This window comes from Occallatibacter riparius, assembly GCF_025264625.1.
GTDB classification, from domain to species: domain Bacteria; phylum Acidobacteriota; class Terriglobia; order Terriglobales; family Acidobacteriaceae; genus Telmatobacter; species Telmatobacter riparius.
The window spans coordinates 5,702,712-5,717,816 of the sequence record NZ_CP093313.1; the positions used below are offsets into that span (position 1 = coordinate 5,702,712).

The 15,105-nt window shown below is 59.7% G+C and carries 7 protein-coding genes; 2 read left to right on the forward strand and 5 right to left on the reverse strand.

The window, feature by feature from the left end; genetic code table 11:
* Positions 1-65 precede the first annotated feature (65 nt).
* Together MOP44_RS23390 and MOP44_RS23395 are read left to right on the forward strand one after the other, a co-directional pair.
* On the forward strand, positions 66-3,128 hold the full coding sequence (locus MOP44_RS23390) for a POTRA domain-containing protein (RefSeq protein ID WP_260792821.1): 3,063 nt from the start codon (positions 66-68) through the stop codon (positions 3,126-3,128).
* Positions 3,129-3,152: 24 nt separating this feature from the next.
* The gene (locus MOP44_RS23395) at positions 3,153-7,259 is read left to right on the forward strand and encodes a translocation/assembly module TamB domain-containing protein (protein WP_260792822.1); all 4,107 of its coding nucleotides are present in this window, start codon (positions 3,153-3,155) and stop codon (positions 7,257-7,259) included.
* A gap of 106 nt (positions 7,260-7,365) precedes the next feature.
* Here the strand turns inward: MOP44_RS23395 and rapZ are convergent, their stop codons facing one another.
* From rapZ to MOP44_RS23420, 5 genes are all read right to left on the reverse strand, one after another.
* Complete coding sequence (gene rapZ, locus MOP44_RS23400; protein ID WP_260792823.1) at positions 7,366-8,283, reverse strand: RNase adapter RapZ; 918 nt, start codon at positions 8,281-8,283, stop codon at positions 7,366-7,368.
* 39 nt (positions 8,284-8,322) lie between these two features.
* Entirely contained in the window at positions 8,323-10,404 is a 2,082-nt protein-coding gene (locus MOP44_RS23405) for a putative bifunctional diguanylate cyclase/phosphodiesterase (protein WP_260792824.1), read from the reverse strand.
* A gap of 498 nt (positions 10,405-10,902) precedes the next feature.
* Complete coding sequence (locus MOP44_RS23410; RefSeq protein WP_260792825.1) at positions 10,903-11,526, reverse strand: ribosome hibernation promotion factor; 624 nt, start codon at positions 11,524-11,526, stop codon at positions 10,903-10,905.
* Between the two features lie 371 nt (positions 11,527-11,897).
* Positions 11,898-13,589 (reverse strand): RNA polymerase factor sigma-54, encoded by a 1,692-nt coding sequence (locus tag MOP44_RS23415; protein WP_260792826.1) that lies wholly within the window; start codon positions 13,587-13,589, stop codon positions 11,898-11,900.
* Positions 13,590-14,056: 467 nt separating this feature from the next.
* Entirely contained in the window at positions 14,057-14,809 is a 753-nt protein-coding gene (locus MOP44_RS23420; RefSeq protein WP_260792827.1) for a DUF899 domain-containing protein, read from the reverse strand.
* Between the last annotated feature and the right edge of the window lie 296 nt (positions 14,810-15,105).

Sequence of the window (15,105 nt, forward strand, 5' to 3'; positions counted from 1 at the left end):
AAGAGCCGGAATTCACTTCTTCTGGTGCGGTCAACCCAGCCCTTTTCCCCAGCATCTACCTCGGGGTGGAACTACACGTTACCAGCTCCGCCGCTACCTTTCTGTATCAGCGCTCTACGGCGATTTCATTGAAGCACGCCTTCATATATAGCCTCGCTGCATTTGCCCTTGCAGTAGTAACCACCGGTGCGGTCGCCCAGCAGCCTGCGCCCTCGCAGGACCGTGCGAATCGATCCCTTCCCAAGACGACGCAAGCGGCCGAGCAGATGTTCGGCGCCTACGAAGGCCAGAACGTCGCGGCGATCGAGATTGCCGGCCAACCGGATGTGAAAACCGAGCAATATGAGCCTCTCTTCGCCCAGAAGGCAGGCCAGCCGTTCTCAAAGGACCAGGTGAACCAGACCGCCGCGGCCATCAAGTCGCAGGGCAAATTTAGCGATGTGCGCATTCAGGTCGATCCCGATGCCAACGGCGTGCGCATCCTCTTCGTCCTTGAGCCCGCTGTCTACTTCGGTATCTACCAGTTCCCCGGCGCAACAATTTTTCCTTACTCACGCCTCATCCAGGTTGCGAACTACCCGACGGAAACTCCCTACAGCGCCTCAGAGGTCGAGCGCGATCGACAGGCGCTCGTCACCTTCTTTCGCCAGCAGGGGTTCTTTCAGGTCGAAGTGAACCCTGAAGTCAAAGTTGAAACAACGCACGGCCTCGCGAACATCATCTTCACCACAAAGCTCGGCCGGCGCGCGAAGTTCGGCGATGTCTTTATCTCCGGCGGCCTACCAAATGATGAGCAGCACAAGCTGGAAGAAAGTCTGAAGAGCCTGCTGGCCCGAGCACGCCAACAAGCCATACGTCCCGGCAAGACATATCACTTCTCGACTTTGAATCGCGCCTCAACCTATCTTCAAACGCAATTGCAAAGCAAGGGCTTGCTTAGCGCGCAGGTTCAGGTTGCTGGCGCCGAATACCACGCCACCACTAACCGAGCAGACATTCACTTCACCGTGAACCCCGGACCGGAAACCAAAGTCGAGATCGACGGCGCACACCTGTGGAGCTGGGATAAGAAGAAGCTGCTGCCCATGTACCAGGGCATCGGGGTCGACGAAGAAACCGTGCAGGAAGGTACGCGGGCCCTCACTTCCTATTTTCAGGACAAGGGCTACTTCGACGTGAAAGTCGAAGCGCAGATGGAAAAGCCTCAGGGTGACGACAAAGTCGTCTATCGCATCACGCGCGACAAGAAACACAAAGTCGAAGACATTAAGGTCACCGGCAATCAGCAGCTCAAGTCCGACCAGCTCACGCCGCACATTGCCGTTCAGAAAGAGCATTTGTTCTCGCGCGGCAAGTTCAGCCAGGAACTTCTCCGCAAAAGCGTTAACAACCTTAAAGCGGTCTACAAGTCTGAAGGCTTCAGTTCCGTGCAGGTCGTGCCCACCGTGACCAACGAGGGTGGAGACGTGAACGTCTCCTTCGCCGTGACAGAAGGCCCGCGCGACATCGTCGAATCCCTCCAAATCGAAGGCGCCGACACTTTCCCGGCTTCGCAATACGCACCCGGCGGCCTCAAGGTCGTTGCCGGCCAGCCCTACTCAAGCGCGCACGTCGTCGCAGACCGCACGCAGATCATGGTCAACTACCTCAAGTCCGGCTATCTCACTGCGAGCTTCCGCGAAACCGCCACCGCAGTCTCAAAGAACGAGCCGCACCGCATCAACGTTGTCTACCACATCTATGAAGGCCCGCGCGTGCTCACCGGCGACGTCGTCACGCTCGGCCGCCAGCACACGCGCCAGACGATGATCAACGCTGACGTGTCCGACCTCAAGCCCGAACAGCCCCTCACCGAGACTTCCCTACTCGCCGCCGGCGCCAAGCTCTACGAGCACACCGGCGTATTCGATTGGGCGGAGGTCGACCTCAAGCGTCCCATCACTACCCAGAACGTTGAAGACGTGCTGGTCAAATTGCATGAGGCGCCGCGCAACGAAATCCAGTACGGCTTCGGCTTTGAAGTCATCAATCGCGGCGGCAGCATCCCGAGCGGAACCGTGGCGCTGCCGAATCTGCCTCCGGTCGGACTCCCATCCGGATACAAAACCAGCCAGGCCACCTTCTATGGCCCGCGCGGGACGTTCCAGTACACGCGCAACAACATTCGCGGCAAAGCCGAGTCGCTTAACCTGACCGCTTTCGGCGGACGGCTCGATCAGCGCGCGGCTCTCTACTACATCGATCCCACGCTCCGTTGGTCGAACTGGAAAGCGACCACCGGCCTCTCCTTCGAGACAAACCAGGAGAACCCCATCTACTCATCGCGCGAAGAGCTGGCCACGTTCCAGATGCAGAAACCAATCGACAGCGCCCTCAAGAACATCCTGTTCTTCCGCTACGGCTACAGCCACACCAGCATCACGCACGTGCTCATCGATGCGCTGGTGCCGGAGCGCGACCGCAACATTCGCCTCTCCACGCTGAGCGCAAATCTCACTCGCGACACGCGCGACAACCCTCTCGATGAACACCGCGGCGTGCTCGACTCTATCGAACTCGACTTCAACACCAGCAAGCTTGGTTCCAACGTTGATTTCGCAAAGCTCACAGGGCAGGCCGCCTGGTATCACGAGAAGTTCCACCACATCGTGTGGGCTGAAAGCGTTCGCATTGGACTCGCGCAGCCCTTCAGCAACAGCTTTGTGCCGCTTAGCCAGGCCTTCTTCACAGGCGGCGGCAGCACGTTGCGCGGTTTCCCGCTTGACGGCGCCGGTCCGCAGAACAGCGTGTGGATCTGCGTGAACGGACAGCCCGACTGCGCGCTCTCTGATCGCCAGCAGATTCGCGTGCCCGCCGGCGGCAATGAAGAACTGATCATCAACTCTGAAGCACGCATCCCGCTCCCCATCAAGCAGGGGCTCAGCATCGTGCCGTTCTACGACGGCGGCAACGTGTTTCCGCTCGTCGGCTTCCACGACTTCACGAAGCTATACTCCAACAACGTCGGCGTCGGCCTGCGCTACGCCACGCCCATTGGCCCTGTCCGCATCGATGTCGGCCAGAACCTGAATCCCGTAAGCGGCATTAAGTCGACAAACTACTTCATCACCATCGGTCAGGCATTTTAGCGACGGATTAAAGCGAGGATATATATGAGCACAGCACGCCCCCTGTTCCAGCCAGAGCCGCCGCCCGATCCGAATCGGAATCGCCAGCGGCCGCCATTGAAGGTATGGCAGCCGAGCCATCGCCTGCGCAAAGTCTTCGCGTGGATCAGCGGCATCACGTTCCTGCTCACGATTCTGATCGCCGTCATCGTCGCCGTACTTCTGCACAGCCAGAAGTTCCATCGGTACATCATTACGAAAGTACAGAGCGCAGCGGCCGACAGCCTCGGCACGCGCCTTGACCTGCAGAACTTCGCGCTGAGCTTTAACCCGCTTGGCCTGGACATCTACGGCGTTACCCTGCACGGGGCCGCCCCGTATCCCAACATCCCTGTTCTCCAGTTGCAGCACGCTCACGTCGGCGTCCGGATCGTCTCATTCCTGCAGCGCAAGTGGTACCTCTCTGATGTGCAGCTCGATCACCCCGTTGTGGAGGTCTTCGTCGACAAGCATGGTGTGAGCAACATTCCCAAGCCGAAGCCCAGCAACAGCAAGAGCAACACGACAATCTGGGACCTCGGCATCCGCCACACCGTCCTCGATAAAGGCGAAATCTACTACAACGCGCAGGCCACGCCGCTCTCCGCCAATCTGTATAACCTCGACCTCCGTGCCGCATTTGACGCCTCTCGCACCGTCTACTCCGGCGAGCTCAAGTACGAGAATGGCCGCATCATCTTCGGTACGTATCAGCCATTCGACCATAACCTCGACGCCCAGTTCGACGCGAGCCCCACAACCTTCCAGCTCCATCGCGTACAACTGACCTCGAATTCTGTTCAGGCCAACATCGTTGCCACGGCCACAAACTTCAGCTCGCCTCACGTAGACGCCAAGTATGAAGTCGACGTGAACGGCGGCCAGCTAGCTAAGCTGTTGAACAGCCCCTCTGTTCCGCAGGGGTTGATTCGCGCCACTGGTTCGGCCACATACCAGCAGGTTGCCAATGAGCCGGCGATGCAGAACCTGGTCATCAACGGCGATCTGGCCAGCAAGCAGCTTCTCGTCAATTCGCCCCAGCTGCGCACTCCCATTAACAATCTGTCCGCTCATTACTCGCTCGCCCATGGCAATGCTGTCCTTCATGACTTCAGTGCTGGGGTGTTAGGCGGTCAGGTCACTGCGCATGGCGCCATGAACGGCCTCGGCAGCGACTCTCCTAAAAATGAGATGGTCGCCACGGTGCACAATGTCTCGCTCTCAGAGGCCGACCGTGCCGCTCTGCAGCGGGCGCTACCCGCGAGCATGAAGCAGATCGCGGTCTCCGGAACGCTGAATGCGAATGCACAGGCCACGTGGGGCAAGAACATCTCTGACATGGTGGCGAAAGTCGATGCCTCCGTGCATGGCGAGGCGGCCGGCTCGCCTGTCCTCGCTGCCACAACGGTAGGTCCCGATGGAAAGCCGCAGCCCACACAGGTTCCTATTGACGCTGAAATTCATGCCACCTACACCGGCGCCAATCAATCGATCGCTCTGAACCACAGCTATGTCCGAACCCCGCAGAGCACAATCAACCTGAACGGCGCGCTGGGCAGTCACTCCAGCATGGCGCTCCATCTCCACTTCGCCAATCTCAATGAGATCGCTGGAATCATCAATATGCTCAACCCGCCCAAGCCGGGCCAGTCCGGCCAGCCCGCCACGGCCCCACTTGCGCTCGCCGGGTCCGCCGACTTCAACGGGCAACTCTCCGGATCCACATCCGCTCCGCACATCACGGGCGAGTTTGTCGCCCACGATCTTCAGGTCATGGGTAGCAACTGGAAACTCATCCGAACCGGCATCGACGCCAGCCCCTCGCAAGCGAAACTGATCAACGCTGACCTTGAGCCACTGCCTAAGGGCCACATCGGCCTGAACGCCAGCGTCGGCCTTCATAAGTGGGCCTTCACCAAGACCAGCCCCTTGCAGGTGCAGCTCGACGGCTCGCAGCTCGACATCGCCAGCCTCACCAAGGTGGCCGGCCAACAGAACCTACCCGTCTCCGGCACGCTCAACACGCACCTCAATCTGCACGGATCTGAAGAAAACCCCATCGGCAACGGCAATCTGTCCATCACCGGCGCCAACGCTTACAACGAGCCCATTAACTCCGTCCAGGTCAACTTCGGCGGCACCGGGGACCAGGCGAAGGCCGACCTCAGCATCAAGCTGCCCGCAGGTTCAATCCAAGGCAATGTAAGCGTCCGGCCCAAAGAGAAGACTTACACCGCGCAATTGACCTCGAGCGGTATCGACATCCAGAAGCTCGAAACCGTGAAGGCCAAAAATCTCGACGCAGCCGGCACAGTCGCAATCAACGCCAGCGGCCAGGGCACGTTCGATAACCCGCAGCTCGCCGCATCGATTCAGGTTCCCTCGCTCACCATCCAGAAGCAGCAGGTCGCCAACATCAAGCTTGACGCCAACGTCGCCAACCACGTAGCTACCGCCGTGCTTACCTCAGCCGCGCTCAATACCAACATTCAGGCCAAGGCGCGCGTCAACCTCACTGGTGACTACGAAACCGACGCTACGCTCGACACGCAGAACATCCCGCTGCAGCCCATCGTCGCGCTCTACTCACCCGCCAACGCCTCCACGCTCTCCGGCGCAACCGAGGTACACGCCACCGTGCACGGCCCCGCGAAGAACAAGAATCTGCTTGAGGCGCACGTCACCATCCCCTACCTCAACGTGAACTACAACAACGCCATACAGCTCGCCAGTGCTGCTCCCATTCACGCCGACTACAAGAACAACGTAGTCACGCTGCAGCACTCGGCCATCAAAGGCACTGACACCAACCTCGAATTCGAAGGCTCAGTTCCCGTCGACAAAGGTCCCATGTCGCTGCTCCTCAAAGGCAACGTGGATCTCGCCATCGCGCAGATCTTCGATCCCGACGTCCGCACCGGCGGCCAGATCCGCTTCAACATCGACTCCCACGGAGCCGTCTCGGCTCAGGACATCGGCGGGGAAATCGACATCGTCAACGCCAGCTACGCATCGGCCGACACGCCAGTCGGCCTGCAGAACGGCAATGGAGTTCTCAAGCTCACCACCGACCGCATCAACATTCAGAGCTTCAAAGGCACAGTGGGCGGAGGAGAAGTCACGGCCTCGGGTGGCGTCGCTTACAGGCCCACCGTTCAGTTCGACCTCGGTATGGCCGCGAAGGGCATTCGTCTTCTCTATCCGCAGGGCCTGCGTGAAGCCATCGATGCAAACATCCACCTCGCCGGCACAACCGAGAACGCAGTCCTCGGCGGCAACGTCGACCTCACCAACATCTCCTTCACGCCCGCGTTCGATCTCACCAGTTTCATCGGCCAGTTCGGAGGAACAGCGCCCGCGCCGCCCACCGTTGGCGGAGTGACGCAGAACATCCACCTCAACCTCGCCGTGCGCTCCACCAACAACATCGCTCTCGCCAGCCGCACGCTCAGCGTGAACGGATCGGCCAATCTTCAGGTCCGCGGCACCGCCGACAATCCCGCAATACTCGGTCGCGTCAACCTCACCGGCGGCGACATGATCCTCAACAACAACCGCTACATCCTCAACGGTGGAACCATTCAGTTCGTCAATCCATCTGAGACTCAACCGGTCGTCAACGTATCGGTCGGAACCACCATTCAGCAGTACAACCTCACCATGCGCTTCCAGGGCCCGACGGACCAGATGCGCACCCAGTACACATCCGACCCCGCGCTGCCTGAGGCCGATATCATCCACCTGCTCGCCTTCGGATCGACCACGGAAGCAGCGGACAACGCGCCCGCGGCAACGCCCAATCAGATGGCCGAATCGCTCGTCGCAAACCAGGTCGCGAGCCAGGTCACCAGTCGCTTTGCCAAGGTCGCTGGCATCTCTCAGCTCTCCATCAGCCCTGTGCTTGGCAATGCGAACGGTCAGCAGTCCGGCGCCAACATCACCATTCAGCAGCGCGTCACCGGCAATCTGTTCGTCACCTTCTCCACCAATACCGCGGACGGGACGGAGACGGTGCAGGGCCAATACAAGATCTCCCCCAAAGTCTCCCTCAGCGCCACGCGCCCACCCAACGGCGGCTTCGGGGTCGACGCCCTCATCAAGAAAAAGTTCTGAGCACGAGGGGGATCAGGTGTTCCAGTGATCAGGTGATCAAAAACAAACACAACGGCCTGCTTCAACACGAAGCAGGCCGCTTCTTTTCCACTCCCTATTCCCTGCCTCACGCCTCTCTCGGCATATCCCGATGAATCGCCTTCACCTGGTACCCCGCATCGCGCAGCCGCACCGCCATATCCTCCGCCATCATCACGCTGCGATGCTGCCCACCGGTGCATCCAAACGCCACCGTCAGATAGCTCTTGCCTTCATGCACGTAATGCGGCAGCAGATAGAGCATCAGGTCCGTAACACGCCCAAGGAACTCCATAGTCTGCGGAAAGCTGCGCACGTACTCTGCAACCCGAGGATCCTTTCCCGTCTTCTTCCGGAACTCCGGCACAAAATGGGGATTCGGCAGGAACCGGACATCGAACACCATATCTGCATCCAGCGGCACGCCGTTTTTGAACCCGAAGCTCAGGCACGACACCAGCAGCCGATTGCTGACCTGCTCTTCCTGCCCAAAACGCGACAGGATATGCGCCCTCAGCTCGTGCACGTTGAAATTCGATGTGTCGATCAGGGTGTCGGCCACATTGCGGATCGGATCCAGCAACTGCCGCTCCTCCGCGATCGAGCGCCACACTGTCTCCGATTTCCGCAGCGGATGCGGCCGCCGCGTCTCAGAGTACCGTCGCACCAGCACTGCGTCCTGCGCATCCAGAAACACCACGCGCGTCGGCAGCACCATCTTCACGCTCTTTAAAATTTCAGGTAGCCGATCGAGCGTCTGCCCCTCGCGCACATCCACCACAATCGCCGCATCCTGAATCTCAGGAGACTTGTGCACTAACCCGGCAAAGTCATGCAGCAATTCCAGCGGCAGATTGTCCACCGCGTGAAATCCAAGATCCTCAAAGGCCTTCAGCGCCGACGCCTTGCCCGCGCCTGAAATGCCTGTGACGATCACCAATTCTTTTTCATCTTGTTTGTCTTGAATGGCCGGGGTAGAGCTCTGCGGCGATGACTGATCCGACATGCGCCCATCCTACACTGTCACCATCGCGCCACGTTAGTCCTATCGACCCCTGACCATCGAGGCGCGGCCATTGTGTGAAGCCAGATACTCCGCCTGTTTCGCATCCACTGGCGGAGCCAGGAAATATCCCTGTCCAAGCTCGCACCCCATCTCCTGCAAGATCCGCAGATGCGCCGGCGTCTCGATTCCATGCGCCACCAGTTGCATGCCCGCGGCCCGGCATACATGAAGGAGCGACTCTACCATGGCTTGTTGCCGGCCCGTGCCTGTCACGCTGGCCGTGATCTTCGGGTCCAGTTTGACCAGATCGAGTGGCATCCTCAGCAGATGGTTCAGCGGCGCGAGCGCGGCGCCAAAGTTGTCCATCGCAATGCGCACGCCGCAGTCCACCAGGCGCTGCACAATCACCAGAGCTTTGTCGGGATTCTCGTTCAGCGTCCCTTCCGACACTTCAAACAGCAGCCGCGAAGGATCGATGCGCGTCGAAGCCAGCGTCCTGCCTAATTGTTCCAGATGTTCTTCCTGGTAGAACTGCCGGCGCGAAAGATTTAACGTAAGAATTATCTCGTTGCCGGGCATGCGGCGGTCCCACTCAACCAGTTGCGAGCACGCCGATTCGATTGCATCGCGTCCCAGGCTGATCGACAGCCCCGTCTCGTCAGCGACTGGGAGCAAGTCGCGGAAGCTCTCCAGCGCGCCCTTCGCCATCTTTCGCCGCAGCAGCGATTCGAAGCCCTTTAGCCTACCGTCCGCGAGCCAATAGATCGGCTGATACCAGTAGACGAACTCGCGGTTCGTCACCACCTCGCGTAGCTCGCGCTCACGTTCCTGCTGGCTTGAAACCTGCACTTCCATATGCCGGTCGAAGATCGCGTACCGATGTCCGCCTTCCTGTTTGGCGCGATACATCGCAACATCAGCGTCCGTGATCACTTCTTCTGGCGTGCGATGTTCGTTACGAACGAGCGCAATTCCCACGCTCGACAAAACCTGCAGCCGATGTCCCAGCACTTCGAAGGGCTCGTCAAGCTCCGCAAGGATCCTTTCAGCCAACGCATCCAGGTCCTGCACAGACAGGATGTTTTCCACCAGAATTGCGAACTCGTCGCCGCCCATGCGCGCCGCCGTATCATGCGGACGCACTACCCTCAGCAACCGATCGGCCATCGCAATCAGCAGAGCATCTCCCGCTGCGTGGCCGAGAGAATCGTTAATTTGCTTGAAGTGATCCACGTCCAGGAAGAAGACAGCGCATCCGCGATCCGCACGCCTTTCGCGGCGGTTCATTCCCTGCTTAAGCCGATCGGCAAACAACGCGCGGTTTGGCAATCCCGTCAGCACGTCATGCATGGCATCGTGCTGCAGCTTCGCTTCAACCTGCTTGCGCTCGCTGATATCGCGAAACGTAAAGACGTAGCCGGCCTTGCCGCCGCTCACCTGCAGCGGCGATACCTGCATCGCCACATCCACCAGTTCGCCCTTGCTGTTGTACCGCACGGTCTCCACGGACGCGTGCCCCGTCTCGTCCACCAGCTTTTGCAGCATGGAGTGTTCGTAGAGCCGCGTCTCAGGAACCATGAACTCGCGAAGTTCGCCCCCGCTCACCTCATCAGCCAGGAAACCAAAAATCCTGGTGAATGCAGGGTTGGTGTACAGCACCTTCGAGCCGTAGACAATCACTACCGCTTCCGGAAGGCTGGCCAGCACATCCTCCATCAGTCCTGGCTTCCGCGTGCGTTCGCGCCCCGCAACCTGGGCCACGATCACGCTCTCGCGCTTCAGAACATCGACGAGACATTGAGTGCCCTCCACCGGCGTCATGCGGCCGTTCTTGCATGCCAGCGTCGCGTGGAATGGGCTGCTTCGCCCCGTACCCGTAATATGCGTGCGCGGCTCGGCGGTGCCGGCGTGCAGCCCCCAAAGAACGTCGTCTACCGGGCGCTCCTGCCATGCACCCTCGACGCCGATCTCGCGGCGCGCTTCAGCGTTCGCATACACGATCATGCCGCCGCGCTCCACGAACACAAGCGCCGGCAAGGCATCAAGCACGATCCGCTGTTGCGCCCATCCGGGGTCTTCAGGCCGCATCAATCCGATCCCATCCCAAACAAGCGCCGCCATCTTTCCTCCACGTCGTTCTTTATTTCAGCGGGCTTGTTCTAGCTGATTTCTTATACCGTGTGCCTGGTCTGATAGCCAGTTCGATAAAGGGTTCGATAGTACAATCTGCCACCCAGTGGTTCAGCCCCGCAGCCCCATGAATATGACCCTCCGACCCGCGCCTCAAGGCGCACCTGTCGTTGATCTCATCGTAATAATTTGGCTGGCTTTTTCAGAATCCCTCAAAGTGGTTAGCGCCTGGCACCAAAGTCCCCGCCCGGTTTCCTCCCGGCTTTCGGCGCAGAGGACCCCCCAAAGGTTCATCGCCCCCATTTGAAAAGAGCTTGGCAAAAGGCAAGGCAGGCAGGCAATCGGACGCATCGGAGCGAAGCATCATTTGAAAGCTGGAAAGGTAAGACCTGCGGACAAGCACACGAACGCCTGCTCCCCGTCAGGACTGCAGAAACTTCAGTAAGAAGATCCGGCGCGGCCCCCATCCGCGCCGAACCCCGTCTCTTTCTACGGCACTTCTACCAATTCCATCTGTCCGTCCCGACGGCGGTGCAGCACAAACAACTCTCCCGCCGCATTGCGAAACACCAGAATGTCTTTATCGCGAAACTCCGCTTCCTTCACCGCTTCTTCCACGGTCATGGGACGCATCGCAATCGCGTCCGCACTCTTCACAACGTGGGGCTCCATCACGGACAAAGTAGCCGGGAAAGAATGCGCGGGAATCGCTGCACGCGGCTTGGCGGCCCTTGCTGCCGCTCCATCCCCTTCGGCCGCCGAGCGCGCCTTCTTCTCGCGCGTAACCGGCGGAGCCTCAGCTAACTTCTCTTCCTTCGGCAGGCGCTTGCGCGTCAGGTGCCGATCCCTGTAACGAACCGCCTGCTGCTCCGCATGCGCCAACGCTGCGCGCAATGCCGACTCCTGTGAGTCCGCCTGTCCCTTGGCGGCGATGGTGTGCATGCGCGCGTTCACCGTCAACTCGGCGATATGCAGGTGACGCTGCACTCGAAACGTTACGGATGCACTGGTGGTCTTGCCCAGAATGCGGGCGATGCGGTCCATACCTTCCTCGGCCTGCTGGCGCAGTGCCTTCGGAATTCGCACTTGCCTGGCGGTCAACTCCACTTCCATGGTCAGCCTCCGCTCTGCTCTGTTTTGCCCAGGCCAAAACTGTACCTGAGACTGTGGATTCTATAGCATTTCGCGATGCGCGGCACAAAAGAAGCTAAAAGCATCACGGTTCATCACGTCCTACTCTTAAAGACGCACAAAACTCAATCGCGGAACCACACCCGAAGGAATGATTCCCTCCTCGATTGACGCTGCTGTTCGGAATTGCGTTCAGGTCGTGTGCTCCCCGGGGATTGCTGATTTGCGGACAGCCCTGCCTACAACTCAGAGGAACTCCACGCCAAATTGGATGTAAAGAGTAAAAATTGACAGGGGCATGCTCCCTGCAAGATTGGGCGCCCAACCTTCACACTCAGCCGCATCGCAGGTGCTTAGTCGCGCCGTCGTCTCTGGTGCGTACTCGGAATGTTCATATCCTCGCGGTACTTCGCCACGGTCCGCCGCGTCAGCTGAATCCCCTGGGCCTGCAGCATCGCCGCAAGCTGGTCGTCGGTCAGCGGACGCTTCGGGTCTTCCTCTTCAATCAGCTTCCGCACCTTCCGCTTCAGCACCACCAGCGGCGTATCCGCGCCCTCCGGCCCGTTCGCGCCCTCTGAAAAGAACGCCCGAAGCTCGATCACGCCTTGAGGAGTGTGCGCGTATTTGTTTGCAACGGCGCGGCTTACGGTCGAAGGATGAACGCCGATCTCCTCTGCCACTTCCTTGATCATCAGCGGCCGAAGCGATTCGATTCCCTCCTCCAGGAACTCTACCTGCCGCCGCACGATCACCTCGCACGTCCGCAGAATCGTGCTCTTCCGCTGCGCGATGTTGCGCATCAACTGCAGTGCTGATCGGAACCGCTCCTTGACGTAGTCCTTCACTTCGCGGTCGGTGGTCTGGCTCGCGAGCATCTGCCGGTAGCGCCGGCTGAGCCGCAAGCTGGGCAGATCTTCCTCGTTCATGCTCACCACCCACTCGCCGCCTTGCTTCACAAACTGCACATCCGGCTCAATCAGCCGCGTCTGCTCACGGTTATAGAGCCGGCCCGGCCGGGGATCGAGCGTGCGAATGAAGTCCACCGCCGCGTGGACGTCCTCCGGCGAGGCCTGCACCGCCTTCGACAGATCCTTCACATCGCGCTTCTGCAGCAGTTGCAGGTGCTTGTCGACAATCTGCGCCGCCACGGCCATCGCCCGGCGCCGTTTCTCTAGCTGCTCTTCCGCCGCCGCCTGCAGGCTCCCGTGCGGGCTCTCCACGTCTTCTTCGATCAGATCCTCGTCGTCGACGTCCTCATCTTCATCCTCGGCCTCGACCGCCGCCGCCGCATGCCTGCGCTCGTAAAGCGCCTCAAACTCCAGTTGTTGCGCGGCAATCTGGATCAGCAGGCACTCGCGCAGGTCCCGTGCCCCCACGCCAGCCGGATCGAAATGCTGCACCAGGTCGATTCCCCGGCGCACAAGCTCCCGCGCGGGACTCGTCTCCGGCTGAGTCCCGTTCAAAGATCCATTTTGGCCAGGGGGTGTATGACCGTTGGCCTCGGCGGCGGGCTTGCCTGAAGTGAACTCCTCGAATGCCGCGGTCAGCTCGTCTTCGCCGGCCGACAGGTAACCGTTCTCATCCAGGTTGCCGATAATGAACTCGGCTGCCGTCTCCAAGTCCTGGTCGAGCGTCAGAGCTCCCAACTGCCACGCCAGGTGATCTGATAGCGTCGTTGGCTGCGAGAGAAAGTTCTCAAACGAGGGCTTTTCGCTTTCCTCGTACTCCTGCGTCGTACGGTAGCCGGGGTCGAGATACTCCTGGAAATAGGAACCGAAATCGACCTCGTTAAATGAATCCTGGGCAGGGGCCGGGGTCTCCTCGGCTGGGCGCTCCCGCTGCTCCTCACGACCCGCCACCTCATCGAACATGGGGACAGATTCGTCGATCTCTTCGAGGACGGGGTTTTCGACCATCTCCGCATCGATCATCTCCTTGAGCTCGAGCTTGTTGAGCGCCAAAACGCTCACCATCTGCATCAGGCCCGGAGTAAGGACCTGGCGCTGCGCCACTCTCAAATTCAATTTGGGCTGCAACAACGCCATAAGAGGAGATACCCGCGAGATCTTCAGCCTAGTCTAAACGCTTAGACTGTGTCACTCTGCGGAAATCGTCCTCTATCGGTCCTGCGTTCCGGAATGGGCAACAATGGCCAGTCCGGAACACACTCTTTGGAGTCATACGATGCGGGACGCACCCGGAAAGTGACACTCCCAACTCAAAAATAAAAAGGCCCCGGGAGATCCCCAGGGCCTGCCCTGAACGAAGTTCAGGATGCCTCGCACTATGAGGCCTTGCATCGACGCAAATCAACCGGTGCACCCCGCGCCTCAGGCTACCTGCGGACCCTGGACCCGCTGCAAACTTCGAGCTGTGCAACCGCCGCCACGCAGTCCGTCAGTCTACCCCAGGTCCTTGGCAATCAATCGCCCACAGCCCCCAAGTGCGGGAGGCCCGGGAAAGCACATGAAGAAGATCCACCCACAAGTCGGCCTCATAATGACTCTGCAGATCAGAGCTTGAGGATCACCGTAGCGTTGTCTACCACGTTGCTCCACTTCTTGTCCTCATTGCCGTAGGCATCATGCCAGCGCCACCACTTGTAAGTCTCCGTCTGCGGATATCCCGCCGGCGACTCCTCCCACTTCTCCTGGCGTCCCAGCGGTGTCAGATCGAGGTAGCTCCACACAGTCCCCAGCGCTTCATCACCGCGATTGTTCGTGAAGTAGGTGCGAAACACCCGGTCATTCTCATCGCGGAAAAAGACATTATGCCCGTGCCATTGATCGACGCCAAAGTCCTTATCGAAATCATCGGTGATCGTGTACCAGGGAATCCGTTCCCAACCCATGCGCTGTTTCAGGCGTGCGATGTTCTCCTGCGATCCACGGGAGGCGTAAGCCAGCGTGGTATCACGAGCATGCAGGTGTGCCAGGTGCGACACCTGATCAGCGCCAAGTGAGCACCCGACACATGCATGATCCGGCCACCCGTAAACGCCCGGATCATAGAACGCGCGATAGAGCACAAGCTGCCGCCGGCCTTCAAATAGATCGAGCAGCGTGACCTTTCCCTGCGGACCCTCGAAGCTATACTCCTTCTCGACCGCAAGCCACGGCATTGTTCGCCGCGCAGCCGCCAGTGCGTCCCGAGCACGGGTGTGCTCCTTCTCCTTCACCAGCATCGCTTGCCAGGCTCTTTCCCACTCCTCCGCCGACACCACCGTAGGCTTCTTCAATGCTGCGATCTGCTCATTGCTTGTCATCGCTCTCTCCTTGTTCGGGCTCTTGCGTGCTCTTGTTCCAGAACTTGGCGACCGCAAGCGCAGAAATGCCACTTGCCGAAACTGCGCCGGCCGCAATCCATACCGCTGTACCTACACAGAAAGGACACATCGCTACCTCCTCGTTTGCTCCGCGATCAGCTCGACGAAGCCGGTTATCTCGCGTTCCAGCCAAGTCCTGCGCACACCTGGACCTTGGCCCGGAGCACGGGCCCATGATCGTCACACGTTCTTCCTGAGCTGCCTTGCTTAAGAGTTCGAATCAGGGAATGGGCGCC

Coding starts and splice junctions, on each gene's coding strand:
- MOP44_RS23395 (WP_260792822.1), top strand. CDS start 3,153: ATGAGCACAGCACGCCCCCTGTTCCAGCCAGAGCCGCCGCCCGATCCG.
- rapZ (WP_260792823.1), bottom strand. CDS start 8,283: ATGTCGGATCAGTCATCGCCGCAGAGCTCTACCCCGGCCATTCAAGAC.
- MOP44_RS23405 (WP_260792824.1), bottom strand. CDS start 10,404: ATGGCGGCGCTTGTTTGGGATGGGATCGGATTGATGCGGCCTGAAGAC.
- MOP44_RS23410 (WP_260792825.1), bottom strand. CDS start 11,526: ATGGAAGTGGAGTTGACCGCCAGGCAAGTGCGAATTCCGAAGGCACTG.
- MOP44_RS23415 (WP_260792826.1), bottom strand. CDS start 13,589: ATGGCGTTGTTGCAGCCCAAATTGAATTTGAGAGTGGCGCAGCGCCAG.
- MOP44_RS23420 (WP_260792827.1), bottom strand. CDS start 14,809: ATGACAAGCAATGAGCAGATCGCAGCATTGAAGAAGCCTACGGTGGTG.